General features: G+C 69.1%; 19 protein-coding genes. 16 read left to right on the top strand and 3 right to left on the bottom strand.

The window, feature by feature from the left end:
* The first annotated feature begins 22 nt into the window (after positions 1-22).
* Positions 23-751 carry an NRDE family protein gene (locus OG884_RS32170; RefSeq protein WP_326639152.1) on the top strand — a complete coding sequence of 243 codons (729 nt, stop codon included), beginning with the start codon at positions 23-25 and terminating at the stop codon, positions 749-751.
* 90 nt (positions 752-841) lie between these two features.
* Positions 842-2065, top strand: coding sequence for a cysteine--1-D-myo-inosityl 2-amino-2-deoxy-alpha-D-glucopyranoside ligase (gene mshC / locus OG884_RS32175; protein ID WP_326639154.1), 1224 nt, complete (start codon positions 842-844; stop codon positions 2063-2065).
* Between the two features lie 246 nt (positions 2066-2311).
* On the opposite strand, the gene OG884_RS32180 is transcribed toward mshC, so the two are convergent.
* Together OG884_RS32180 and def are read right to left on the bottom strand one after the other, a co-directional pair.
* The gene (locus OG884_RS32180) at positions 2312-2515 is read right to left on the bottom strand and encodes a cold-shock protein (RefSeq protein ID WP_030904638.1); all 204 of its coding nucleotides are present in this window, start codon (positions 2513-2515) and stop codon (positions 2312-2314) included.
* A 213-nt stretch (positions 2516-2728) separates the two neighbouring features.
* Positions 2729-3205 carry a peptide deformylase gene (gene def, locus OG884_RS32185; protein ID WP_326639156.1) on the bottom strand — a complete coding sequence of 159 codons (477 nt, stop codon included), beginning with the start codon at positions 3203-3205 and terminating at the stop codon, positions 2729-2731.
* A 238-nt stretch (positions 3206-3443) separates the two neighbouring features.
* Here def and OG884_RS32190 point away from each other — a divergent pair, with 238 nt between their 5' ends.
* The 7 genes from OG884_RS32190 to OG884_RS32220 all read left to right on the top strand — a co-directional run bounded on the left by OG884_RS32190 (position 3444) and on the right by OG884_RS32220 (position 13415).
* Complete coding sequence (locus OG884_RS32190; RefSeq protein ID WP_326639158.1) at positions 3444-4763, top strand: MFS transporter; 1320 nt, start codon at positions 3444-3446, stop codon at positions 4761-4763.
* Positions 4764-4963: 200 nt separating this feature from the next.
* On the top strand, positions 4964-7045 hold the full coding sequence (locus OG884_RS32195) for a molybdopterin oxidoreductase family protein (RefSeq protein ID WP_326639160.1): 2082 nt from the start codon (positions 4964-4966) through the stop codon (positions 7043-7045).
* Positions 7042-8445, top strand: a complete 1404-nt coding sequence (locus OG884_RS32200; RefSeq protein WP_326639162.1) for an FAD-dependent oxidoreductase — start codon at positions 7042-7044, stop codon at positions 8443-8445. Before OG884_RS32195 ends, OG884_RS32200 begins: the two co-directional genes overlap by 4 nt.
* A gap of 137 nt (positions 8446-8582) precedes the next feature.
* On the top strand, positions 8583-11030 hold the full coding sequence (gene nirB / locus OG884_RS32205; protein WP_326639164.1) for a nitrite reductase large subunit NirB: 2448 nt from the start codon (positions 8583-8585) through the stop codon (positions 11028-11030).
* A 60-nt stretch (positions 11031-11090) separates the two neighbouring features.
* Complete coding sequence (gene nirD, locus OG884_RS32210) at positions 11091-11444, top strand: nitrite reductase small subunit NirD (protein ID WP_326639165.1); 354 nt, start codon at positions 11091-11093, stop codon at positions 11442-11444.
* A gap of 55 nt (positions 11445-11499) precedes the next feature.
* A complete protein-coding gene (locus OG884_RS32215) occupies positions 11500-12669 on the top strand; it encodes a uroporphyrinogen-III synthase (RefSeq protein WP_326639166.1) in 1170 nt (389 codons plus the stop codon).
* The gene (locus OG884_RS32220) at positions 12666-13415 is read left to right on the top strand and encodes a sirohydrochlorin chelatase (RefSeq protein ID WP_326639167.1); all 750 of its coding nucleotides are present in this window, start codon (positions 12666-12668) and stop codon (positions 13413-13415) included. The genes OG884_RS32215 and OG884_RS32220 overlap by 4 nt, the downstream gene beginning before the upstream one ends.
* A gap of 15 nt (positions 13416-13430) precedes the next feature.
* On the opposite strand, the gene OG884_RS32225 is transcribed toward OG884_RS32220, so the two are convergent.
* A complete protein-coding gene (locus OG884_RS32225) occupies positions 13431-14285 on the bottom strand; it encodes a PAC2 family protein (RefSeq protein WP_326639169.1) in 855 nt (284 codons plus the stop codon).
* A gap of 391 nt (positions 14286-14676) precedes the next feature.
* Between OG884_RS32225 and metH the strand changes: the two genes are divergently transcribed.
* The 7 genes from metH to OG884_RS32260 all read left to right on the top strand — a co-directional run bounded on the left by metH (position 14677) and on the right by OG884_RS32260 (position 24768).
* Positions 14677-18141, top strand: coding sequence for a methionine synthase (gene metH, locus OG884_RS32230; RefSeq protein ID WP_326639171.1), 3465 nt, complete (start codon positions 14677-14679; stop codon positions 18139-18141).
* 26 nt (positions 18142-18167) lie between these two features.
* The gene (locus OG884_RS32235; RefSeq protein WP_326639173.1) at positions 18168-18818 is read left to right on the top strand and encodes an HAD family hydrolase; all 651 of its coding nucleotides are present in this window, start codon (positions 18168-18170) and stop codon (positions 18816-18818) included.
* 208 nt (positions 18819-19026) lie between these two features.
* Positions 19027-19566 carry a cellulose synthase gene (locus tag OG884_RS32240; protein WP_326639175.1) on the top strand — a complete coding sequence of 180 codons (540 nt, stop codon included), beginning with the start codon at positions 19027-19029 and terminating at the stop codon, positions 19564-19566.
* Between the two features lie 266 nt (positions 19567-19832).
* Positions 19833-20834, top strand: coding sequence for an ABC transporter permease (locus OG884_RS32245; RefSeq protein WP_326639177.1), 1002 nt, complete (start codon positions 19833-19835; stop codon positions 20832-20834).
* A gap of 45 nt (positions 20835-20879) precedes the next feature.
* On the top strand, positions 20880-22643 hold the full coding sequence (locus tag OG884_RS32250; protein ID WP_326639178.1) for an ABC transporter substrate-binding protein: 1764 nt from the start codon (positions 20880-20882) through the stop codon (positions 22641-22643).
* Between the two features lie 77 nt (positions 22644-22720).
* Positions 22721-23734: an ABC transporter permease gene (locus tag OG884_RS32255; protein WP_326639180.1), complete on the top strand. Its 1014-nt coding sequence runs from the start codon at positions 22721-22723 to the stop codon at positions 23732-23734.
* Positions 23731-24768 (top strand): ABC transporter ATP-binding protein, encoded by a 1038-nt coding sequence (locus OG884_RS32260; RefSeq protein ID WP_326639182.1) that lies wholly within the window; start codon positions 23731-23733, stop codon positions 24766-24768. Before OG884_RS32255 ends, OG884_RS32260 begins: the two co-directional genes overlap by 4 nt.
* Positions 24769-24772 lie beyond the last annotated feature (4 nt).

Here is a 24772-nt window from a genome sequence, read left to right on the forward strand (position 1 = left end):
GGCGGGGGCGTAGCCTCCGGGCATGTGCACGGTTGTCGTCAGCATCGATCCGAGCGCGGAGATCCCCCTGATCGTGGTCGGGGTGCGCGATGAGTTCACCGGCCGGCCCTGGGTTCCTCCGGCGGGACACTGGCACGAGGACCGGCCCGGCCTGATCGGCGGCCGAGACCTTCAGGGGGGCGGAACCTGGCTGGCCGTCGACCCCCGGGCCAGGAGGGTTGGGGCCCTTCTCAACGGGCGCGGTGTGCTCGCCCCGGAGGAGACGCGCCGCTCACGGGGCGACCTCCCGCTCCTGGCGGCGGCCGGAGGCGGGCCGGTGGAGAGCGACCTCGGCCGCTACGACCCCTTCCACCTGCTGCGGGCCGATCCCGCCGGGGCCTGCCTGTGGCACTGGGACGGGGCCGCGCTGGAGCGAGACGTCCTTCCTCCGGGAACCCACATGATCGTAAACAGCGGCTGGGAACGCGGTGCGGAGAACGAGCGCGTCGCGTTCTTCCGCCCCCTGTTCGCCAAGGCCGGCCGCCCCTCGGAGCTTGACGGCCCCTGGGAGGAGTGGCGGGAACTCGCCACCGGGGCAGGGGTTCCCCCGGAGGACCCCCGGACCATGATCATCTATCATGAGCTGCCCGACGGGCGGATCTTCGGCTCCCTTTCCGTCACCCTGCTCGCCCTGGCGCCGGGCGGTATCCGCTACGACTTCACCGCCGCTCCCCGTGATCCGGGTGCCTTCCGCGAAGTTCTCATGGAATGATCTGGGCCGCTCGCGGAGTTGAGACGAATGCCTCTGTATCCACCACTCCGAGCCGATCGGGGTGGTCTGTCTGCTCGATAGGCTCACTTTATGAGATCGTGGTCTGCGCCGAAGGTTCCTCGGCTTCCCGGTGGCGGTGTCCCGCTGCGGCTTTTCGACACCGCCATGCGAGATGTCGTCCCCACAAAGCCGGGTCCCACAGCACGGATGTACGTCTGCGGCATCACGCCCTACGACGCCACCCATCTGGGCCACGCCAACACCTACCTCGCCTTTGACCTGGTCAATCGGGCCTGGCGGGATGCCGGGCACGAGGTGCACTTCACCCAGAACGCCACGGATGTCGACGACCCCCTGCTGGAGCGCGCGGAGCAGACCGGCATCGACTGGCGTGACCTGGCCGAGCGCGAGATCGAGCTGTTCCGGTCGGACATGGAGGCGCTGCGCATCCTCCCGCCGCGCGACTACGTCGCCGTGACCGAGGTGATCGATCAGGTCGCGGACCTGATCGCGTTGTTGCGCGACAAGGGCGCCACCTACGACCTGGAAGGCGACGTCTACTTCGACGCGGCCGCGGCCCCCAAGTTCGGTGCCGTCTCCGGTTACCCGGAGGAGCGAATGCTCGACCTGTTCGGCGAGCGCGGAGGGGATCCGGAGCGTCCGGGCAAGAAGCACCCGCTCGACTGGCTGCTCTGGCGTGCGGAGCGCCCGGGGGAGCCGTCCTGGCCCTCGCCGTTCGGTCAGGGAAGGCCCGGCTGGCACATCGAGTGCACCGCGATCGCTCTGGCGAACCTGTCCAGTGGCTTCGACGTCGCCGGCGGAGGCTCCGACCTGATCTTCCCGCACCACGAGTGCGGCGCCCACGAGGGCCACGTGGCGTGTGGTGAGTGGCCTTTCGCCAGGGCCTACGTGCACGCGGGCATGGTCGCCCTGGAGGGCGAGAAGATGTCCAAGTCGAAGGGCAACCTGGTTTTCGTCTCCCGCCTGCGCGGGGAGACCGACCCGATGGCCATCCGGCTGGCCCTGCTGGCGCACCACTACCGCTCCGACTGGGAGTGGACCTCCGGCCAGCTTGCCTCGGCGGAGGTGCGGCTGGCGCGCTGGCGCTCGGCGGTGGGCCTGCAGACCGGCCCCGACGCCGGTGTCGTGCTCGACAGGGTCCGCGCCCGGATGGCCGACGATCTGGATGCTCCCGGCGCGCTCGCGGTCATCGACGACTGGGCCGAGCGTGCCCTGTCGGAGGGCGGCAGCGACCCCGGCGCGCCGGTCCTTGTCGGGCGGATCGCGGACGCGCTGCTCGGAGTCGCGCTCTGAAGGGCCTTTCGAGGACCAGTCGCGCTCTCTGGGCCTTTCGGCCTTTCGGGGACGGGGGCGCCCGTGTGTGCCTTCTGGCGCCGCTCGGGGGCTCTCAGCCGCGTTGAGGGCTGCTCTGGACGGGCGTGCTTTCCGGGCGACCGCCCGGAAAGCACTCCCCGGCGGCGAACCGGCACCGGAAAATGACTGAGCCCGCACCGCTTGCGCGGTGCGGGCTCAGCCCGAAGCCTTTGAGGTCAAACCAGGTCAGATGAGCTCGACCTTGTCGGCCTGCGGGCCCTTCTGGCCCTGCGTGGTGACGAAGCTGACACGCTGGTTCTCCTCCAGGCTGCGGTAGCCGCTGGAGTTGATAGCCGAGTAGTGCACGAAGACATCGGCGGTGCCGTCATCCGGTGCGATGAATCCGAAGCCCTTTTCGGCATTGAACCACTTAACGGTGCCCTCAGACAAAACTACTTCTCCTCATTGGGAGCCTCACCGAACCACCAGGTCGGCGGCACGGGGCTGCGTTGCGGACCCTACCATGCACCCGCGGAAACCATCCGGAGAAACTGTAACGTCCGCTGTCGGCGGACTTCTCATAAGCACTTGAGATGATAAGGCTAAGCTGAGAATTACGACTGCAACCACTCAACTCTATCGGACAATCGCGCGGTGTGCAAGTCAGGAGATCGAGGCGAGGAAGCGCTCCCGCTCCTCCTCGGGGAGGCGGTCGACGAAGAGGGTGCCGTCAAGGTGGTCGGCCTCGTGCTGGAGGACGCGGGCCAGCATGCCCAGGGCACGGACGGTGACGGGTTTGCCGAACATGTCGCGACCACGGGCCGTGACCATGTAGGAGCGTTCCAGCGGCCACCAGTGGCCGGGAGCGGACAGGCATGCCTCGTCGGCCACGATCCTCCGCTCGGACAGCTCCAGACGCGGATTGACCAGGTGGCCGGACTTGCCGTCCAACTCGTAGACGACGACCCTGAGCGGGACGCCGATCTGCGGGGCGGCGAGCCCTGCGCGGCCCGTGCCGGCGCGCATCGTGGTCTGGAGCGACTTCACCAGGACACGCAACGCGCGGTCGAAGGTGGTCACGGGCTCGGCCACCGTGCGGAGCACGGGGTCGTTGAACAGTCGGATCGGCTGGACGGCCACGCGTACTCCCCGAGGCGGACGAATCGGCACCGGAAACGGTTCCCGCTGTCGCCCTGGCTCAACCATTACTTCCGTCCCCCCATGTTTCCGGAGTGTTGCGAGCGTGCGGCGTGTGCATTGCGCATTTCCGGGGTTAGTCACACGTAACCGGCGCACCATCACAGACAGTGAATGTGCGTAACGCCGCCCTCCTAGTTTTGGGGCTCGAAGCCCCCCGAAACCAGCAGGAGGACAGACGATGAAGCCCTGGATCAACGACTGGCGGCCCGACGACCCGGATTTCTGGCAGGAGCGCGGCCGGAAGGTGGCCCGGAGAAACCTGGTCTTCTCCATCTTCGCCGAGCACCTCGGGTTCACACTGTGGACCGTCTGGAGCATCGTGGCCGTGCAACTCGGCTCCTACGAGTTCTCCACCGACCAGCTCTTCTGGATCGTCGCCCTGCCCAACCTGGTCGGCTCGGCGCTGCGCATCCCGTACACCTTCGCCCCGGCCAGGTTCGGCGGCCGGAACTTCACGGTGGTCAGTGCTCTGCTCCTGCTCGTGCCCGCGGTGCTGCTGGCCATCGCGGTCGGCGATCCCGGCACCCCCTACTGGGTGTTCCTGGCCATCGCGGCCACGGCGGGGCTGGGCGGCGGCAACTTCGCCTCCAGCATGGCCAACATCACCCACTTCTACCCTCGGGACAGGCAGGGGGCCGCACTCGGGCTCAACGCGGCCGGCGGCAACATCGGGGTCAGTTCCGTCCAGCTCTTCATGCCGCTGGTGATCGGTGCGTTCGGGCTGGCCGCCGCGGGGCTGTTCTGGATCCCTTTCATCCTGGCCGCCGCGGCGGGTGCCTACTTCTTCATGGACAACCTGACCTCGGCCAAGGCCAGTCCCGTGGACCAGTTGAAGGTCGTCGGCCGGGCCCAGACCTGGATCATGTCGGTCCTGTACATCGGTACGTTCGGCTCCTTCATCGGCTACTCCACCGCGCTCCCGCTGCTCATCAAGAGCCAGTTTCCCGAGCAGGCCTCCCTGGTCTGGCTGGCCTTCCTCGGCCCGCTGCTCGGCTCCCTGGTCCGCCCGGTGGGCGGCTGGCTGTCGGACCGGCTCGGTGGGGCGCGGGTGACGCTCGTCAACTTCGCCGCGATGGCGGGCTCGGCGGTGCTGGTCTGGCAGGGCCTGTCCCAGCGTGGCTTCGCACTGTTCTTCTGCGCCTACATGCTCCTGGTCGCCACCACCGGCGTCGGTAACGGCTCCACGTACCGGATGATTCCGGCGATCTTCCGGGCCAAGGCGGTCGCGGGCATCACCCCGGGCACGGCAGCCCATGACGACGCCGTGGCAGTCGGGAAACGGGATGCCTCCGCGGCGATCGGGATCATCTCCGCGATCGGCGCCTTCGGTGGATTCTTCATCAACCGCGGATTCGGCAGCTCCATCGCCGCGACCGGTGGAGCGGGAGCCGCGCTGGCCTCCTTCGCCTTCTTCTACCTGGTGTGCGCGGCCGTCACCTGGGCCTGCTACCTGCGTACCGCCGGCACCGCGCCGAGCATGGCGGCGGCCCGGGTGTGAGTGCCGCCGCCATGCTCGGCGACCGCTTTGCTCACATCCGGCACCTGCCTGGCCGACGGATAACTCACATCCGGCACCTGCCTGGCCGACGGATAACTCACATCCGCCTCATTGCAAATGTGAACACGGTTAGCGGCTTGTAGCACATCGGTAACAGGGGAGACCTCGCGGTGAAACCGCCTGAAAGCACCATCGGACCCATGCCGGTCTCACTTTCCCCTCAGCAGCCTGTGAAGGCTGGGACAGCGACGCACTGCCCCTACTGCGCTCTGCAGTGCGGCATGAACGTCGCGGTGGGTGAGACCATCACGATCACTCCACGTCACGACGTCCCGGCCAATGGGGGAGGACTGTGTCAGAAGGGCTGGACCGCCGGTGAGCTTCTCACCGGCGAGCGGCTCACCACCCCTCTGCTGCACGGCGAGGAGGTCGGCTGGGACGAGGCGCTCGGCTTTGTCGCCGGCCGGATACGCGCGATCCAGGCCGAACACGGCTCCGACGGCGTGGCGGTGTTCGGCGGCGGCGGCCTCACCAACGAGAAGGCGTACCAGCTCGGCAAGTTCGCCCGGGTGGTGTTGCGGACCAGCCAGATCGACTACAACGGCCGGTTCTGCATGTCCTCGGCCGCCGCGGCCACCAACCGGGCCTTCGGTATGGACCGTGGCCTGCCCTTCCCGATCACCGACCTCGCCCGCGCCGACGCGGTCCTGATCGCGGGCGGAAACGTGGCCGAGACCATGCCGCCGTTCGTCCGTCACCTCACCGCGATGCGCGCGGCGGGCGGCCGGCTGATCGTCATCGACCCGCGGGCCACCGCGACCGCCCGGCAGGCCGACCTGCACCTGCAGCCGACCCCCGGCACCGACCTGGCGCTGGCTCTGGGCCTGCTGCACATGGTGGTCGCCGGGGGCGATGTCGACGAGGACTACGTGGCCGCCAGGACGAGCGGGTTCGACGCGGTCCGCACCTCGGTCGCGGCCTGGTGGCCCGAGCGAGTGGAACGGATCACCGGTGTGCCGGTCGCCCGGATGCGCGCCGCGGTCGCGATCCTCGCCGGCGCGAGCCGGGCGGCGATCCTCACCGGGCGCGGCGCCGAGCAGCACGCCAAGGGCACCGACACCGTCAGCGCGTTCATCAACCTCGCGCTCGCCCTCGGGCTGCCGGGGCGCGAGGGGTCGGGCTACGGCTGTGTCACCGGACAGGGCAACGGGCAGGGAGGCCGCGAGCACGGCCAGAAGGCCGACCAGCTCCCCGGCTACCGCAGGATCGATGATCCGGCGGCCCGCGCCCATGTCGCCGCCGTGTGGGGTGTCGACCCCGATGACCTACCGGGGCCCGGCCGCTCCGCCTACGAGCTGCTGGACGCGCTCGGCGCCGGCGGCGGCCCCCGGGCGCTGCTGCTGTTCGGCTCCAACCCGCTGATCTCCGCGCCGCGTGCCGGGCACGTCGCCGAACGGCTCGGCTCACTGGACCTGCTCGTGGTCTCGGACCTGGTCCTGTCGGAGACGGCCGCGATCGCCGACGTCGTGCTGCCCACCACCCAGTGGGCCGAGGAGAGCGGGACCATGACGAATCTGGAAGGCCGGGTGCTGCTCCGCCGCCAAGCGGCCGCTCCGCCATCAGGGGTGCGGAGCGACCTTGAGATTCTCCGGGGGCTCACCGCGCGACTGCGCGGGACAACCGGAGCCGAGGGTTTCCCCACCGATCCGCGCGAGGTCTTCGACGAGCTGCGCCGGGCCTCGGCAGGTGGGATCGCCGACTACGCCGGCATCACCTACGAGCGGATCGCCGCCGAGACCGGAGTGTTCTGGCCCTGCCCGGCCGAGGATCACCCAGGTACTCCCCGGCCTTTCCTGGACGGCTTCGCCACGCCCGACGGGCGCGCCCGTTTCGTACCGGTCGAGCACCGCCCGCCCGAGGAGGACATCGACCCGGAGTATCCGCTCTATCTCACGACGGGACGGGTGCTCGCGCACTATCAGAGCGGCGCGCAGACCCGGCGGATCGCCGCGCTGAACGCGGCGGCACCCGAGGCGTTCGTGGAACTCCACCCCGACCTCGCCGAGCGTCTGGACGTGGCCCCGGGGGAGATGTTGCGGGTGGTCAGCCGGCGCGGCGTGACCGAGGCACCGGCCAGGGTCAATCCGGCGATTCGGCCGGACACCGTGTTCATGCCATTCCACTGGCCGGGCGTCAACCTGCTCACCAACCCCGCGCTGGACCCGGTGTCGAGGATGCCGGAGTTCAAGGTCTGCGCGGTCAGAGCGGAGCGTGCCGGATGACCCGGATCGTGGTCGTGGGCAACGGGATGGCGGGCGCCCGCCTGGTGAGCGAGATCCGGGCCCGTGATCGGCACGTCGGGCTGACCGTGTTCGGGGCCGAGGAGTCGCAGCCCTACAACCGGGTACTGCTGTCGAACGTCGTGGCCGGGACGATACCGGCTGACCAGGTGCGATTGCTCGACCCTGGCTGGTACGCCGACCATTCGGTGACGGCGCTGCCCGGCGTCGAGGTGACCGCCGTGGACCGGGAGAACCGGGCCGTGCTCACCGCCACCGGCAGGCGCGAACCGTACGACGTCCTGGTGCTGGCGACGGGTAGCGAGGCGGTCGTGCCGCCGATCGCGGGTGCGGACAGGGCCGTCACGTTCCGCACGATGGACGACTGCAGGAGGATTCTGCGGGCCGCGGGTGCGGCGCGGCACGCCGTGGTGATCGGCGGTGGTCTGCTCGGAATCGAGGCTGCGCGTGGCCTGGCCGGGCGCGGCCTGCCGGTGACGCTGCTGCACCTGGCCGGGCACCTGATGGAGCGTCAGCTGGACGCCGAGGCCGGGCTGGTGCTCGGCCAGACCCTGGGCGGGCTGGGTGTGCGGACCAGGACCGGCGTCGTGATCGAGGAGATCCTGGAAGGCGGCGTGCGGCTCGCGGGAGACGAGGTGGTCGATGCCGATCTGGTGGTGCTCGCCTGCGGGGTCCGCCCGGTGACCGGGCTGGCTCGCGAGGCAGGGCTGGAGGTGGCGCGCGGGATCGTCGTCGACGACGAGATGCGCACCGACGACCCGTCGGTCTTCGCGATCGGAGAGTGCGCCGAGCACCGGGGCAGCGTCTACGGGCTGGTCGCACCCGCCTGGGAGCAGGCCGCGGTGGTCGCCGACATCGTCACGGGGGCCGACAAGGCCGCCCGTTACCGGGGGTCGCGGCTGGTGACCCGCCTGAAGGCCAAGAGCGTGGAGCTGGCCGCGATGGGGGAGACCCATCTGACCGAGGACGACGCCGAGGTCGTGCGGTTCAGCCACCGGGCGGCGGGCACCTACCGCAAGCTCGTCATCCGCGACGGCCGCCTGGTCGGCGTGATCCTCCTCGGCGAGACGTCGGCGGTAGGCAGTCTCACCCAGCTGTTCGACCGGGGCGGGCCACTGCCGGTGGACCGGACGGGACTGCTCTTCCCCGGCCTGCCGGGCAACACGGTGGCCGAGAGCCCGGTCAGGATGCCGGACGCGGCGAAGGTCTGCCAGTGCAACGACGTGACCAAGGGGCAGATCAGGGCCTGCTGGGAGTCGGGCGCCAGGGACGTCGCGGCCGTGGCCGCCGCCACCCGCGCCACCACCGGCTGCGGCGGCTGCCGCGACGCGGTCGAGGGCATCGTCGGCTGGCTCTGCGAGCAGGAAGGGGTCTCGGCGTGACCGGCGCGAGAGGCGAGGGGCCGGCTCGGCGCCGGACGGACGGCCAGATCGGGACGGAAACGGAGCCGCCCGGCCCGGTGAGCGGAGAGATCCACCGGGGACGGGCGAGCGGAGCGGACAGAAGGGTGAGCGCGATCATGTCAAGGCTTGTCGTGGTGGGGAACGGACCGACGTCGCACCGGCTGGTCGAGGCCCTGGTGGCCAAGGGCTTCGAGGGCCGGATCACGGTGCTGGGGGAGGAGCCCAGGCCGGCCTACGACCGGGTGGCGCTGACCTCCTACCTGGCGGGCAGAAGTGTCGAGGATCTCACCTACCCGGTGCCGGAGGGAGTCGTGCTGCGCCTGTCGTCCAGGGTCGTCGGCATCGACAGGGGGGCGAAGGAGGTCACCACCGCGGACGGCCATCGCGAGCCGTACGACGTGCTGGTGCTGGCCACCGGGTCCAGCCCGTTCGTGCCGCCGGTGCCGGGCAGGGAACTGGACGGCTGCTTCGTCTACCGCACGATCGACGATCTCGACGCGATCAGGGAGGCCGCCTCGACCGCCACGAGCGGTGTCGTGATCGGCGGCGGGCTGCTGGGGCTGGAGGCCGCCGACGCCCTGCGTGGCCTGGGCCTGTCGACGCACGTCGTGGAGATGGGGGGCTGGCTCATGCCCCGGCAGGTCGACGAGGGCGGCGGTGCCGTCCTGCGAGGTCACGTGGAGGCACTCGGCCTGAGGGTACACACCCGGGCGGGGGTCAAGGAGATCGTCGCGGGCCCGGACGGGCGGGTCGCGGGCCTGGTCAAGCCGGACGGGGAGGCCGTCGAGGCGCAGATCGTGGTCTTCTCCGCGGGGGTCAGGCCCCGTGACGAGCTGGCCGGGCAGGCAGGCCTGGAGGTGGGCGGGCGCGGTGGGATCGTCGTGGACGACCGGATGCGCACCGGCGACCCGGCGATCTACGCGATCGGTGAGTGCGCTTTGCACGAGGGCGTGGTCTACGGGCTGGTCGGCCCGTGTTTCACGATGGCCGAGGTCGCCGCCGACCGCATTCTCGGCGGTGAGGCGGTCTTCACCCGTGCGGATCTCTCCACCAGGCTCAAACTGCTCGGTGTGGAGGTCGCCCAGTTCGGCGCCATGGACGGCGCGCTGAACGTTACCTTCATGGATCCGGTGGGAGGGGTCTACCAGAAGCTGTTCGTCAGCGACGACGCACGCACCCTGCTCGGCGGGATCTGCGTCGGTGACGCCACTCCGTACAACACCCTGAAGCCCTTCGTCGGCCGCGACCTGCCGGGATCACCGAGCGAGCTGCTGTTCAGCGGTGGTCCGGCGAGCATGGAGCTTCCCGACGACGCGCAGGTCTGCTCCTGCAACAACGTCACCAAGGGGCAGGTGTGCGCAGCCATCGCCGACCACGGTCTCACCGACGTGGCCGGGATCAAGGGCTGTACCCGCGCGGGCACCACCTGCGGCAGCTGCGTCCCGATGCTCAAGGAGATTCTCGTCAAATCGGGCGTCGAGGTCTCCAAGGCTCTGTGCGAGCACTTCGCGTACAGCAGGGCGGAGCTGTTCGACATCGTCCGCGTGCGCGCCATCACGACGTTCTCGCAGCTCATCGCCGATCACGGCACCGGGCGCGGTTGCGATGTGTGCAAGCCCGTCGTCGCCTCGATCCTCGCCTCGCTCGGCAACGGCCACATCCTCGACGGAGAGCAGGCCGCCCTGCAGGACACCAACGATCACTTCCTGGCCAACATCCAGCGCAACGGCACCTACTCGGTGGTGCCGCGCATCCCCGGTGGGGAGATCACCCCGGACGGCCTCATCGTGATCGGCGAGGTGGCCCGCGACTTCGGCCTCTACACCAAGATCACTGGCGGGCAGCGGATCGACCTGTTCGGGGCCCGGGTGGAGCAGCTCCCGCTGATCTGGAAACGCCTGGTGGACGCGGGCTTCGAGTCCGGGCAAGCGTACGGCAAGGCGCTGCGCACCGTGAAGTCCTGCGTGGGCTCGACCTGGTGTCGATACGGCGTGCAGGACGCCGTCGGCCTGGCCATCGCGCTGGAGCTGCGCTACCGGGGGTTGCGCTCGCCGCACAAGCTGAAGTCGGCGGTCTCCGGCTGTGCCCGCGAGTGCGCCGAGGCCAGGAGTAAGGACTTTGGCGTCATCGCCACCGAGCGGGGCTGGAACCTCTACGTCGGTGGCAACGGCGGCTTCACCCCGCGCCACGCCGACCTGTTCGCCTCCGACCTGGGCACCGAGGAACTGGTCCGCGTCATCGACCGGTTCCTGATGTTCTACGTCCGTACCGCCGACCGCCTGCAGCGCACCTCCGCCTGGCTGGAGGCACAGGGGACGGCCTACGTCAGGGAGGTCGTCCTGGACGACTCCCTCGGGATCTGCGCCGAACTGGAGGCGCAGATGGAGCGGCACGTGGCCGGCTACGCCGACGAGTGGCGCGCCGCGATCGAGGACCCGGAGAAGCTGCGGCGGTTCGTCTCCTTCATCAACGCCCCCGGGACGCCGGACCCCTCGATCGCTTTCGAACCCCAGCGTGACCAGGTGAAACCGGTCCTCATCCCGCTGGAGGTGGTCCGTTCCTGACCCGCCGCCCCGTGTCCCGTGTCCCCGCCGTCGCCAACCCCCGAGGAGAGGCTCTCAACGATGACCGTCCTGAGCGAAGATCTGAAGCGGACCGGCTGGACGCCGGTCTGCTCCTACACCGACCTGCTGCCCGAGCGCGGTGTGTGCGCGCTCGTCGGTGGTCACCAGATCGCGTTGTTCCGTACCTTTGACGGCGCCCTGTTCGCGATCGGCAACCGCGACCCGTTCAGCGGTGCCCACGTCCTGTCCCGCGGGATCGTGGGCACCAGGGCCGGCGAGCCCGTGGTGGCCTCTCCCATGCACAAGCAGGCGTTCTCCCTTGCGACGGGGGTGTGTCTGGACGACCCCGCGACGGCCGTGCCGACCTACCCGATCCGTCTCACCGGCGAAACGGTGGAGGTGGGCGCGGGGTGAGCCCGCAGCCGGCCGGATACCGACAGAAGATCAAGCGAGGAGTGGTGAACGACAGATGAGCATCGCCGTGCTGGACGGTCCCGTCGACTCTCCCGAGACCGCGTCCGACGCGCTGGCCGGGTTCACGATCGGGGTCACCGCCACCCGGCGGCGCGAGGAGTTCTGCGCGCTGCTGGAACGCAGGGGCGCCAGGGTGGTGCGCGCCCCCGCGATCCGTCTGGTACCCCTGGCCGAGGACGCCGACCTGCTGGCCGCGACGCGCGCCGGCCTGTCCGCCCCGATCGACGACGTGGTGGTCACCACCGGTGTCGGCTTCCGGGGATGGATGGCCGCCGCCGAGGGCTGGGGGCTGGCGGGCGACCTCGCCGAGCACCTGGCCTCCGCACGGCTGCTGACCCGCGGGCCCAAGGCCCGCGGCGCGGTCAGGGCCGCCGGGCTGAACGACCACTGGACCCCGTCCACGGAGTCGTGCGAGGAGGTCAAGCAGCACCTGCTCGCCCAGGATCTGCGCGGCCGCCGCATCGCCGTGCAGCTGCACGGGGAGCCGCTGACCGACTTCGTGGCCGCGCTGCGCGAGGCCGGCGCCGAGGTCCTCGAGGTGCCGGTCTACCGGTGGCTGCCCTACCGGGACGTGTCGCCACTGCGCCGCCTGGTCAGCCAGGCGATCTCCGGCGGGGTGGACGCGGTGGCCTTCACCAGCGCCCCCGCCGTGCTGGCCATGCTCAACTCGGCCCGCGCGGACGGCCTGGAGGACGCACTGGTCGCGGCCTTCGCCGGGCCGGTCGTCGCCGCCTGCGTGGGCCCGGTCACCGCCGCGCCCCTGGAGGCACGCGGGGTGCCCACCGTACAGCCCGAGCGCTCCCGCCTGGGCACACTGGCCCGTACCCTCGCCAGGCACCTGCCCGAGCACAGCGTCACCCGTCTGGTCGCGGGCGGCCACCGGCTGGAGATCCGCGGCCACGCCGTCGTGGTGGACGGCGAGCTGAAGCCGCTGCCGCCGGCGCCGATGGCGGTGCTCAAGCGGCTGGCCGACAAACCGGGGCACGTGGTGGCCCGCTCCGACCTGCGGACGGTGCTACCCGGAGGCCCGTCGCGGGACTCGGCCGAGCACGCGGTCGAGATGGCCATCACCCGCCTGCGCCGGGCTCTCGGGCCCTCGGGAATCGTCGAGACGGTCGTCAAACGCGGTTACCGCCTGGCCTGCGACCGGGGCGAAGGCCTGTGACGACGCTGGTCCTCGCCGGGCACGGGACGCGCAGCGCGATGGGTGAGGAGACCCTGGCCGGACTGCGTGACCTGGTGCGCGGTGGCCGCCGGGGAACGCGCGTCGAGCAGGCGTTCCTGGAGATCAGCTCACCCTCGCTGGCCGACGTGCTCGTCGAGGTGCCCGGCCCCGTCGTGGTGGTCCCGCTGCTGCTGGCGGGCGGCTACCACGTCCACATCGACCTGCCCGAGGTGGTGGCCACGACCAGGCCGGACGCCACGGTGACGGCCCCGCTGGGGCCGCACCCGCTGCTCGCGGCCGTCCTCGCCAGACGACTGGCCGCCGTGGGACTGCGGGCGGCCGACTCGGTGATCCTGGGAGCCGCGGGGTCGTCCGACCCCGCGGCGCTGGCCGACGTGCGGGCGGCGGCCCGGCTGCTTTCGGTCCGGCTCTCCCGCCCGGTCACCGCGGCCTTCGCCGGGACGGGCGCCCCCACGGTCGCCGAGGCCCTGGAGCGGCTGCGCTCAGGACCCGCGCCGCGGATCGCGCTCGCCTCCTATCTCCTGGCCCCGGGCTTCTTCCAGGACCGCCTGGAGGCGTCCGGTGCCGACCTGGTCACCGCTCCCCTGGGGGTGGACGCCGATCTGGCCGCGCTGGTGTGGGCCCGGTTCGACCAGGCATGCCCGGCGTCCGTGGCCTCCGGTGCGGGCGCCGGAAGCCCGGTCTTCGCGCGTCCGGTCCAGGCGGAGCGGAGCGGCCGGCGGTAACCCCCCGTCGTGGGCTCAGCCGTCGGAGTCGTGGCCACGCCGGCGCAGGTAGCGCTCGAACTCGGCGGCGATGGCATCGCCACTGGCCTCGGGCAGCTCGGCGGCGTCCTTGCGCTCCTCCAGCTCCTTGACGTATTCGGCGACCTCGCTGTCCTGCGAGGCCAGTTCGTCGACACCGTGCTCCCAGGCCCGGGACTCCTCGGCCAGTTCGCCCAGCGGCATCGGGATGTCGAGCAGGTCCTCCATCCGGCTGAGCAGTGCCATGGTGGCCTTCGGGTTGGGGGGCTGGGCCACGTAGTGCGGCACCGAGGCCCACAGCGACACGGCGTTCAGCCCGGCTGCGCCCAGGGACTGCTGGAGCACGCCGACGATGCCCGTCGGCCCCTCGTAGCGGCTCAGTTCCAGATTGATCGCCCTGGCCAGGCCCTCGTCGGTCGCCGATCCCACGATCGGCACCGGGCGGGTGTGCGGCGAGTCGTTGAGCAGCGCGCCGAGCAGGACCGCCAGCTCGACCCCCAGCTCCCGGCAGACCAGAACGATCTCCTCGCAGAAGGCGCGCCAGCGCATGTTGGGCTCGATGCCGCGCAGCAGCACCACGTCGCGGCCGACACCCGGTGGCCTGGCCACCGACAGCTTGGTGGTCGGCCAGCTGATGGAGCGCGTCAGCCCCTCGCCCATCTCGACGATGGGGCGGGTCACCTGGAAGTCGTAGTACTCCTCCGGGTCCAGGGAGACCAGCGGGGTCGCCTTCCACTCGCCCTCGAGGTGCGCGATCACTCCGCTCGAGGCCTCACCCGCGTCGTTCCACCCCTCGAACGCGGCGATCATCACCGGGTCGACGAGCTCGGGCAGACCTTCGATCTCGATCACGCGTCCCTCCTTCTCACCGCACCGCCCTCTCCGGCTAAGCCTATGCCGTGAGGGGGCCTTCACGTCACCTTCCAGATGTGGTGTGGACGATCAGGACGTCGTAGCCCGGTCGCCTTGCAGGAGAGGTCGCCGAGGGCGCCGGCGGCGGTGTTGCGGTCGCGCTCGCGCATGGGGGAGTAGAGCGCAGGCCGGGATCAGGCCGGCGCCGGTGGCGGCGAGAGAGGCGGCCGAGGAGACCGCGCCGAAGGAGGAGGAGGCGCCGTCGGTGCCGACAAGGATGGTGCGGTAGGTCGCCATCGGTGCCGCACAGGGGTGATCGGAGTAATTGGATGAAAAGTCCAATTGCTGTCAACAACAATAACGGCCAAGCGGATCCCAGTACTCTTGTCCCATGACAAGCACCCCGTCTTTCCGTGAAGTCCTGGCCGAGCGCGTGATGGTCGCCGACGGGGCCATGGGGACGATGCTTCAGGCGCACGACGTCACCATGGACGACTTCCAAGGCCATGAGGGCTGCAACGAGGTGCTGAACGTCACCCGTCCCGACATCGTCCGCGCCGTGCACGAGGCCTACTTCGAGGTGGGGGTCGACTGCGTCGAGACCAACACCTTCGGGGCCAACCTTTCGGCTCTCGGCGAATACGACATCTCCGAGAAGGTTTTCGAGTACTCGGAGGCCGGTGCCCGTGTCGCCCGGCAGGCGGCCGACTCCTGGTCCACCCCCGAGCGGCCGCGCTTCGTGCTCGGCTCCATCGGCCCCGGCACCAAACTCCCGACTCTCGGGCACAAGCCGTACGCCGAACTGCGCGACGCCTACTACGACAACGCCGCGGGGCTGGTCGGCGGTGGCGCCGACGCCCTGATCATCGAGACCTCCCAGGACCTGCTCCAGGTCAAGGCGGCGGTGATCGGCGCACGCCGGGCCATCGCCGACGCCGGCCGGGACGTGCCGGTCATCGCCCAGGTGACCATCGAGAGCAACGGCGCGATGCTGCTGGGCTCGGAGATCGGCGCGGCACTGACCGCGATCGAGCCGCTCGGCGTCGACGTGATCGGCCTGAACTGCGCGACCGGTCCCGCCGAGATGAGCGAGCACCTGCGCTACCTGGCCCGCCACGCCCGCGTCCGCCTCTCGTGCATGCCCAACGCCGGGCTGCCCGTGCTGACCTCCGACGGCGCCTACTACCCGCTGACCCCCGGGGAACTGGCCTCGGCGCACGAGAACTTCACCCGCGACTACGGCCTCTCCCTCGTCGGCGGCTGCTGCGGCACCACGCCCGAGCACCTGCGCCAGGTCGTCGAGAGGGTACGCGGGCAGGAGACGGCCTCGCGCCGGCCCCGCCCCGAGGCCGGTGCCTCCTCTCTCTACCAGAGCGTCCCCTTCCGCCAGGACATCTCGTACATGGCCATCGGCGAGCGCACCAACGCCGTCGGTTCCAAGGCCTTCCGAGAGGCGATGCTCGCCGAGGACTGGGAGGAGTGCGTGGAGATCGCGCGGGCGCAGGCCCGCGACGGCGCGCACATGTTGGATCTCTGTGTCGACTACGTGGGACGTGACGGCGTGGCCGACATGAAGGAGCTGGCGTTCCGCTTCGCCACCGCCTCCACGCTGCCGATCGTCCTCGACTCCACCGAGCCCGCCGTCCTGGAGGCCGGGCTGCAGATGCTCGGCGGGCGGGCGGTCGTCAACTCGGTCAACTACGAGGAGGGCGACGGCGTCGAGTCGCGCTTCCACAAGAACATGACGCTGGTCCGCGAGTACGGCGCGGCAGTGGTGGCCCTGACCATCGACGAGGAGGGCCAGGCCCGCACCGCCGACTGGAAGGTCCGGATCGCCCTCCGCCTCGTCGAGGACCTGACCACGAAGTGGGGCATGAACGTCGAGGACATCCTCGTCGACGTGCTCACCTTCCCCATCGCCACCGGCCAGGAGGAGACCCGGCGCGACGCGCTGGAGTCGATCGAGGCGATCAAGGAGCTCAAGCGGCACCACCCCGGTGTGCAGACGGTCCTCGGTCTGTCGAACGTGTCGTTCGGCCTCAACCCGGCCGCCCGCATCGTGCTCAACTCGGTCTTCCTCAACGAGTGCGTCAACGCCGGCCTCGACGCGGCGATCGTGCACGCCTCCAAGATCCTGCCGATGGCGCGCATCCCCGAGGATCAGCGCCAGGTCGCCCTGGACATGGTCTACGACCGGCGCAGGGAGGGCTACGACCCGCTGCAGCGGTTCATGGAGCTGTTCGACGGTGTCGACGCCGCCGCTCTCAAGGCGAGCAAGGCCGAGGAGCTCGCCGCGCTGCCGCTGTGGGAGCGGCTCAAGCGCCGTATCGTCGACGGCGAGCGCAAGGGTCTGGAAGCCGACCTCGACGAGGGCCTCGCCCAGCGTCCCGCCCTGGAGATCGTCAACGACGTGCTGCTCGACGGCATGAAAACCGTCGGCGAGCTGTTCGGCTCCGGCCAGATGCAGCTGCCGTTCGTGCTCCAGTCGGCCGAGGTGATGAAGATCTCGGTCGCCTACCTGGAACCGCACATGGACCGGGTCGAGGGTGAGACCAAGGGGCGCATCGTGCTCGCCACGGTCAAGGGCGACGTGCACGACATCGGCAAGAACCTGGTCGACATCATCCTCTCCAACAACGGCTACGAGGTCGTCAACCTCGGCATCAAGCAGCCGGTGTCGGTCATCCTGGAGGCCGCGGAGGAGAAGAAGGCCGACGTCATCGGCATGTCCGGGCTGCTGGTGAAGTCCACGGTCATCATGAGGGAGAACCTGGAGGAGATGAACTCCCGGAGCATCTCCGACAAGTTCCCCGTGCTGCTCGGTGGGGCCGCGCTGACCCGCGCCTATGTCGAGCAGGACCTCGCGGAACTCTTCCACGGCGAGGTCCGCTACGCCCGCGACGCCTTCGAGGGACTGCGTCTGATGGACGCCTTCATGGCTGTCAAGCGCGGCGAGGAGGGGGCGAGCCTGCCGCCGTTGCGCGAGCGCCGGGTCAAGAGCGGAGCCACGCTGGTCAGGACCCCGGTGGAGGAGCTGCCCGCACGCTCCGATGCGGCCGCCGACAACGCGGTGCCGACGGCGCCCTTCCTCGGCGAGCGTGTCATCAAGGGCGTGCCGCTCGCCGAGTACGCCGCGTTCCTCGACGAGCGGGCGACGTTCATGGGGCAGTGGGGCCTCAAGGCCGCCCGCGGCGGCGACGGGCCCTCCTACGAGGAACTGGTCGAGACCGAGGGCCGACCGCGCCTGCGGATGTGGCTGGAGCGGATGCAGACCGAGGGCCTGCTGGAGGCGGCGGTCGTCTACGGCTACTTCCCGTGCGTCAGCGACGGCGACTCGCTGATCATCCTGGATGACGGGGGCAACGAGCGCACCCGGTTCACCTTCCCGCGCCAGCGGCGCGACCGGCACCTGTGCCTGTCCGATTTCTTCCGTTCCAAGGACTCCGGCGAGGTCGACGTCGTCGCCTTCCAGGTCGCGACGATGGGCAACCGGGTCTCCGAGGCGGCGGCCGAGCTGTTTGCCAAGGACGCCTACCGCGACTACCTGGAGCTGCACGGCCTGTCGGTGCAGCTGACCGAGGCCCTGGCCGAGTACTGGCACGCGCGGGTGCGCACCGAACTGGGCATCGGCGGTGACGAGTCCCTGGAGGACATGCTCAAGGTCAACGTCACGGGCTGCCGCTACTCCTTCGGCTACCCGGCCTGCCCCAATCTGGAGGACCAGGTCCAGCTGATGGGGTTGCTCGACCCGGCCAGGATCGGCGTCGAGCTGTCCGAGGAGTTCCAGCTCCACCCCGAGCAGTCGACGTCCGCGCTGATCGTCCATCATCCTGAGGCCAGCTACTTCAACGTGTGACCGTCTGCCGGAAGGGCTACAAGGGTATGGAAGCGGTTCTCTTCGACATGGACGGGCTTCTCGTCGACAGCGAGAAGATCTGGTTTCAGGTCGAGACCGAGGTGATGGAGCGGCTCGGCGGTGAGTGGGGGACCGCCCATCAGGAGAACATGGTGGGCGGCTCGATGTCGGCGGCCGTGGCCTACATGCTCCAGGTCTCCGGCGGGAGCGCCGCTACCGAGGAGGTGGAGACATGGATGCTGGAAGGCATGATCTCCAGGCTCGCCGGTGGTGTGGAGATGATGTCCGGCGCCGCCGAACTGCTGGCGGGGGTGCACAGGGAGGGCCTGGCCACCGCCCTGGTCACCTCCTCGGCACGATCGATAGCCGAGGCGTGCCTGCAGAGCATCGGCAGGCACCACTTCGACCACGTGGTCACCGGTGACGACGTCGCGAGGAGCAAGCCCGATCCCGAGCCCTACCTGACGGCGGCCCGTTTGCTGGGTGTGGATCCGGCCCGCTGCGTCGCGCTGGAGGATTCCCCGAATGGGGTGACCTCGGCCACCTCGGCGGGCTGCCGGGTGGTGGCGGTGCCGAGCGTGCTACCGATTCCCGGTGCGCCGGGCCGACTTGTCGTCGGGTCGCTGCGTGAGATCGATGTGGAGGTCCTGCGCTCACTGTCCGCCGGTGCTCTCTGAGGCGGGCTCGCCGCGTTGGCGGGGCGGACGGCATGAGGGGCCGGTGCGCTCCTCCCGTGAGAGTGCGTGGCCGGGGATCGTCCCTGATCTTTCCTGCGATCCGGGCCGTATCCCCTAGGGGATGATCCCTCCTTGAGAAGGAGGACCCGGTCCGATTCGACGTGCCAGGATGGATGTCGGATAGGTCAACGTGAGGGGGCGGTCCGCTGTGTCGTTCGATCAGATCGCGTGGTTGCCGCTCTGCGCCGGGGTCACCGGTGTGGGGCTGGTGCTGAGTTTCCTGCTGATGCGGCGCCGTGGCGTCGCGGCGGGGTTGCGTGCCGCGGCTTGGTCGCTGCTACCCGTCGCCGCCTTCCTGACCGGCGCGCTTCCCACCCTGTGGCAGATCGGCACGGCGATCATCGGTTTCTTCGCAGGTCTGGTGTTCAACCCCGTGGTGTGGTCCGGGGTGGCGGTGACCGGGCTCGCCGTGGTGCTGTTCCTGGTCTCCGGGTTCCTGCGCGGCCGTCGCCTCAGGGCTGTGGCGTCCCCGGCGGCCTCTGTGCCCGCCGTAGCCGCGGCGGGCCCTGGTACGCGGGGCAGGACCGCGGCGCCTGCCGCGACGGCCGCCACGCAGCCGTTGCCCAAGCGCGAGGCCGCGCCCGCGCCCACCTCCGGGCCCGACACCTCCAAGCCCGCCGCGAAGCCGGCCGCCGACGACGACTTCTCCGATATCGAGGACATCCTCAAGCGTCGCGGGATCGGGTGACGCTGAGTGACCGGCTCATTCCCGTGTCACGAATTCAAGACAGAAGCGGAACGGCTTCCGGACATTAGCTCAAAGATCAAAACGAATGAATTTCGCGTGAATCACAGTTAAGCCACATAGCGCCCCAGAGGACTAGTCAGCGCAGTTCAGCCCATAGATTCTGCGCACGGGGCCGCGAACTACTGGCCCGTAGACTTACGGCGCGCTACCCGACCCGGGAAACGCGTTGACGGACAACGTCGTCTGGGATCCAGGGGGCCAACTGTATGACCGCACCGCTCGATGCCCCCGGTAAGACCACCGAGGGCTCGCCGGAGGCAGTGCTCGCGGGAGCGGGCGTGAAGGCCGTCCAAGGCCGCTCGCTCGGGCAGATCGCGTGGATGCATCTGAAACGCGACAAGGTCGCGCTCGTCGGTGCCGGCGTGGTCGTTCTGCTGATCCTCACTGCGATCTTCGCCCCGCTGATCGTGGACCTGTTCGGTCATCCGCCGAACGAGTTCCACCAGGAGATGATCGACACCTCCACCATGACGCCCAAGGGCGGCACGGGCATCGGAGGGGAGTTCCTGTTCGGGGTGGAGCCGGTCAACGGTCGTGACCTTTTCAGCAGGGTTGTCTACGGAGCGCGGATCTCGCTGCTGATCGCGGTTCTCGCCACCCTGCTCTCGGTGGTCATCGGCACGGTCATGGGAGTGATGGCCGGTTACTTCGGTGGCTGGGCCGACACCCTGATCAGCCGCACGATGGACGTCTTCCTCGCCTTCCCCCTGCTCGTCTTCGCGATGGCCCTGGTCGGTGTCCTCGGCCAGTTCGAGAAGGACCTCGGGGTGACGGGCGACACGCTGCGCGTCGGTCTGCTGATCTTCGTGATCGGTTTCTTCAACTGGCCGTACATCGGCAGGATCATTCGCGGCCAGACACTGTCACTGCGGGAACGTGAATTCGTCGACGCCGCCCGTAGCCTGGGCGCCCGCGGGCCGTACATCCTGTTCCGTGAGATCCTGCCGAATCTGATCGCACCGATTCTTATCTACGCGACGTTGCTCATTCCGACGAATGTCATGTTCGAGGCGGCGCTCTCGTTCCTGGGAGTCGGTATCCAGGCGCCTACGGCGACCTGGGGAGGCATGATCTCGCAGGCGGTGAAGTTCTACAATGTGCCGCATTTCATGTTCTTCCCCGGTATGGCGATTTTCATCACGGTGCTGGCCTTCAATCTTTTCGGCGACGGGCTGCGCGATGCCCTCGACCCGAAATCGTCCCGCTGACCCTCAACCTCCCGTTCTCCTGGAATTAACAAGGGGTGCAAGTAAATGAACAAGAGATCCGCACTGGCCTTCGCGGCTGCGGGTGCCGCTCTCTCCCTGGGGCTCTCCGCCTGCGGCGGCGGCGGCAGCGAGACGAAGCCGGCCGATGGTTCGTCGGCCGCGCCGGCGACCGCGGACGCGTTCAACGCCGGACTCGAGGCGGTGTTCAACCCTTCCGACAAGAAGGGTGGCGTCCTGAAGATGGCCATCTCCGAGGACTGGGACTCGGTGGACCCCGGTGACACCTACTACGCGCTCTCCTGGAACCTCGTCCGGATCTACGGTCGTTCGCTGGTGACCTACACCCCGGCTCCCGGTGCCGAGGGCCGCAAGCTCGCCCCCGACCTGGCCGAGAACCTGGGCGAGTCGAGCGACGGTGGCAAGACCTGGACCTACAAGCTTCGCGCCGGTCTGAAGTTCGAGGACGGCACGCCGATCACGTCCAAGGACGTCAAGTACGCGGTCCTGCGGTCCATGGACAAGGAGACCCTGGTCAACGGCCCGACGTACTTCAACGACTGGCTGGACCTGCCGAAGGACTTCAAGAGCGTCTACAAGACCCCGGACGTCAACACCGACTCCGCGATCGAGACGCCGGACGACCAGACGATCGTCTTCCACCTGAAGAAGGCCTACGGCGGCTTCGACAACTTCGCGGCGCTGCCCGGCACGATCCCGGTCCCCAAGGCCAAGGACACCGGCGTCAAGTACCGCGAGCACGTGATGGCCTCCGGCCCCTACAAGTTCGACAAGGTCGAGGCGGGCAAGCAGTACACCCTGGTCCGCAACGAGCACTGGGACCCGGCGACCGACCCGATCCGCAAGGCGCTGCCGGACAGCTACGAGATCTCCCTCGGGGTGAACGCCGACGACCTGGACAACCGGATCATCTCCGGTGACCTGCACATCGACCTCGCCGGCTCGGGCGTCCAGCCCGCCGCGCTCGGTCGCGTGCTGGGCGACCCGGCGCTGAAGGCCCGGTCGGACAACCCCACCGGCGCCCGCACCTGGTACACCTCGATCATCTCCGACGTGGCCCCGCTGGACAACGTGGAGTGCCGCAAGGCGATCATCTACGGCGCCGACCGGGTGGGCCTGCAGAACGCCTACGGCGGCGAGTTCGCCGGTGGTGAGATCGCGACCGGTCTGATGCCGCCGTCGATCGGAGGCTGGAAGAAGCTGGACCTCTACCCGTCCGGCACCGGCGACGCGGAGAAGGCCAAGGCCGCACTCGCCGCCTGTGGCAAGCCTGACGGCTTCGAGACCATCATGGCCTACCGCGCCGACCGCCCCAAGGAGAAGGCGACCGCCGAGTCGCTCCAGCAGGCGCTGGCCAAGGTCGGCATCAAGCTGGAGCTCAAGGGTTACCCCACCGGTGACTACTTCGCGCTCTACGCCGGCAAGCCGGACTTCGTGAAGAAGAACGGCATCGGCCTGGCCACCAACGGCTGGGGCGCCGACTGGAACGACGGCTTCGGCTTCATGTCGCAGATCGTCGACAGCCGCACCATCCGCGAGTCGGGTGGTAACTACAACCTCAGCATCAAGGACAAGGAGGTCGACGCGAAGATCGACCAGATCTTCACGGAGACCGATGTCGCCAAGCGTGACGCGCTCTGGGGTGAGATCGACCAGAGGATCATGGAGCAGGCCTACGTGCTGCCCTCGGTCTGGTCCAAGGGCGTCATGGTCCGCCCCCTGGGTGCGACGAACGTCTTCGTCACCGGTGCGTTCGACATGTACGACTACCTGAACCTGGGCGTCCAGTAACCGTCGGAAATCCTGTTCAGTTAGTCGAGGCTTGAAGGGACCGGCCCACAAGGCCGGTCCCTGGAGCCGGGGGGACTGTGGTCACTTACATCATCCGGCGCCTGATCGGCGCGGTGCTCATGCTCGTCATCGTGAGCATGGTCACGTTCTCGATCTTCTTCGTGGTTCCCCGTATCGCGGGCGCCACGGCTGAGGACTTCGCCAGCCGTTACATGGGCAGATCCGCCAACACGGAGATGATCGCGGTCACGGCGGAAAAACTCGGGTTCAACGACCCGATCCCCGTGCAGTACGGCCGCTGGATCTCAGGTGTCTTCGTCGGCTCGGAGTTCGACACCGGCGCCACCATCGAGGAGTGCCCCGCTCCCTGTTTCGGCTACTCCTTCATCAGGAGGCAACCGGTCTGGCCCGACCTGGTGGATCGCATCCCGGTGACCCTCTCGCTAGCCCTGGGCGCGTCGGTCATCTGGTTGCTCTGCGGCGTCGCGACAGGCGTGCTGTCCGCGCTGCGAAAAGGCACGATCTTCGACCGGGCGGCGATGAGCATCGCGCTCGCCGGGGTCTCCCTGCCGGTCTTCTTCACCGGCATCGTCTCCCTCGTCGTCTTCAGCTACGGGTTAGGTATCACCGCGCCGGGCGGTAGCTTCACGCCGTTCCTGGAGAATCCGGTGGAATGGGCCTACGACCTCCTGCTGCCATGGATCACACTCGCATTCCTCTATGCCGCGTCCTACGCGCGTCTGACCAGGGCGGGAATGCTGGAGACCATGAGCGAGGACTACATCCGCACGGCCAGGGCCAAGGGCATGAAGGAGTCCAGGGTGGTCGTCAAGCACGGCCTGCGCGCCGCGCTGACCCCCATCCTGACGATCTTCGGCCTGGACCTCGGCCTGCTGCTCGGTGGCGCGGTGCTCACCGAGAGCACGTTCTCGCTGAAGGGCATCGGCGACTACGCCGTCCAGGCCATCGTGACGAACGACCTTCCGAAGATCATGGGTGTCACCATGGTCGCGGCGCTCTTCGTCGTGCTGGCCAGTCTGATCGTCGACCTGCTGTACGCGGTGGTCGACCCGAGGGTGAGGCTGGGATGAGCGCTCCGTCGAGCTTTCTCGAACTGAGGGACCTGCGGATCCACTTTCCGACGGACGACGGCCTGGTCAAGTCCGTCGACGGGCTCTCCTTCCAACTGGAGCGCGGTAAGACGCTCGGCATCGTGGGCGAGTCCGGATCCGGCAAGAGCGTCACCTCGCTGGGCATCCTCGGTCTGCACAAGGGCGGCCGCGCGAAGATCTCCGGTGAGATCTGGCTGGACGGCGAGGAACTCGTCACCGCCTCCGCCGACCATGTCCGGACGTTGCGCGGCAAGAAGATGGCGATGATCTTTCAGGATCCGCTCTCGGCGATGCACCCCTTCTACACGGTGGGCGCGCAGATCATGGAGGCGTACCGGATCCACAACCAGGTCAGCAAGAAGGTCGCGCGCAAGCACGCCATCGACATGCTGGGCCGGGTGGGCATCCCGCAGCCGGAAAAGCGCGTCGACAGCTATCCGCATGAGTTCTCCGGCGGTATGCGCCAGCGTGCGATGATCGCCATGGCGCTCTCCTGTGACCCGGAACTGCTGATCGCGGACGAGCCGACCACGGCTCTCGACGTGACGGTCCAGGCACAGATCCTGGACCTGATGCGCGACCTGCAGCGTGACTTCAACGCCGCGTTGATCGTCATCACCCACGACCTGGGTGTCGTCGCGGAGCTGTCGGACGACATCCTGGTGATGTACGGCGGAAAGGGCATCGAGTACGGCACGGCGGAGGACATCTTCGAGCGGCCCGAACATCCCTACACGTGGGGCCTGCTGGGATCGATGCCACGCCTGGACCGGGAGCGGACCGAACGGCTGCTGCCGATCAAGGGCACTCCTCCCTCGCTGATCAACGTGCCCACCGGATGTGCCTTCCACCCGCGCTGCGCCTATGCCGACCGCACCGGAGGGAAGTCGAGCACCGAGGTGCCCGAGCTGTTCGAGAGCGACGGCGGCCATCTGGTCCGGTGCCACCTGTCCCGCGAGGTCAGGCGGGACATCTGGGAGAGCGAGATCAAAGTGAACCTGGAGTCCTCGTGAGCGA

Source organism: Streptosporangium sp. NBC_01755 (assembly GCF_035917995.1).
In the GTDB taxonomy this organism is placed as follows: Bacteria; Actinomycetota; Actinomycetes; order Streptosporangiales; family Streptosporangiaceae; genus Streptosporangium.